Genomic DNA, 1490 nt, shown 5'->3' with positions numbered 1-1490 from the left:
CAAGAGCATGCGTTTTCAATGCCTGGGTAGCGGCTGATGGCCTGCGAGTGCTCCGTCGTTTGATGCTTTTTTGGGTGTACGCACATCGATAGTACACCAGACCGTGGTCCAACGTGCCTCGCAGACTCTCCACACGTTTTTGCCGCTTACACTCCCAACAACGGCCTACTCCAGTCAGAGGATAAATGCGCGTTTTGCGGCGTGCATTTGTGGGGGAGTTGCTGCGCCCTTTGCGGATGGACTGATTGGCCTCCCAGAGTTGTAACGTGATCAGTGGCTTGTGTTGCCCGGGATGCTTTTCCACAATTTCACGCGGGTTCCCTTTGGGTTTGGGGGTAGGGATACGTTCGGGATGTTCTACGTTGTCTTCAATGCTGAAATCGGGGCTGGGATAGCGGGCCACAAAACCGGCATAGAAGATATTCCCGACAATGATACGGATGCTGTCTCGTTTGAAGGTGCGGTCTTGTTGCTCAATGGGTTTCTTGCGGTCGCTTTTCTTTCCACGAGTGCGGAAGTGAACCTGCGTTCCATCTGGCAAAGTGAAATCATGGAAATTGAGGTAGTCTGCAATATCGTGGTAACTCATGCCATTGTGGTAACTATCCACAATCCACCTTACAACGTAGTGGTCAACAGGGTGGGGGACGGGTATCCGTCCCCCCTGGCTTTCGATGCGGTCGGGTTCGCCCCATAATGGGCAGTAACCCTCCCCGTTGGGGTCTGTACAGGCAGAGCACAAACCATTGCAGTAGCCCAGCGGCAGGTCACCTAATGGAAGTCCTTTGCGTGCGCGTCTGTTCAGAGACGCGTTAGTACGTTCACTGGTCTGCCGGACCCACATCTCGGCCAACATGCCGAGCATATGGAGTACCGACAGTCCCCACCAGGTGTCTGTGTCGATTGCTTCGGTTACACTCATCAGGCAGACATGGCATTTTTTTAGCAAGCGGATGAAGTGTAGCAACGACTCCAGGTTACGGTATAGCCTGTCCAGGCGGTGAACGACGACTACATCCACTCGTCCAGCCTTGATATCGCGAATCAGTCGTTGGAATTCCGGACGCTTGGAGTTCTTGCCAGAATAATCCCAATCTTTGTAGACAAGTACCTGCTCTGCACCATGATTTCTGGCATAGGCTTCCGCCTTATTGATCTGCGTATCCTTTGAATACTGATACCGGCCTGGCTCTTCACGAGAGAGACGGGCGTACACTGCCCAGATTTCTCCATGTGCAGATTTGCCCCGAGTAGGGCGATGTGCCTCAACTTCCCGAAAGAACTCATCGGGAGTTTGGGGAGGTTCAAATTTCTTCGAAGCCATTGTTATCATTCCTCAGTGTTTTTTCATCTGGGTCTTGTAATGCTTGGGGTAAGTTTTTCTCCGGGGGTGTTTCGCCGGAGTACCCTGTAATGCGCCGTAGTGCAAGAGCCAATTCTCGTGCAAAGGCATCCACGACATGATTGGTTTGCGGATCGTGTATTTCCAT

At 52.3% G+C, this 1490-nt stretch carries 2 protein-coding genes; both read right to left on the bottom strand.

Annotated elements, in window-relative coordinates:
• Positions 1 to 1324, bottom strand: a 1324-nt coding sequence (locus tag D6694_15865; protein ID RMH32699.1) for a recombinase family protein, incomplete at its 3' end; no start/stop codon positions are given.
• Positions 1305 to 1490 (bottom strand): hypothetical protein, encoded by a 186-nt coding sequence (locus D6694_15860; GenBank protein RMH32698.1) that lies wholly within the window; start codon positions 1488 to 1490, stop codon positions 1305 to 1307. The genes D6694_15865 and D6694_15860, both read right to left, overlap by 20 nt.

It is taken from the genome of Gammaproteobacteria bacterium, from assembly GCA_003696665.1.
Taxonomy (GTDB): domain Bacteria; phylum Pseudomonadota; class Gammaproteobacteria; order Enterobacterales.
The sequence above is the reverse complement of the archived record's forward strand: the minus strand, read 5'-3'. Positions and strand labels throughout refer to the sequence as shown.

Excerpts from the sequence above, each read along its gene's own strand:
- D6694_15860 (RMH32698.1), bottom strand. The coding sequence starts at position 1,490 with ATGGAAATACACGATCCGCAAACCAATCATGTCGTGGATGCCTTTGCA.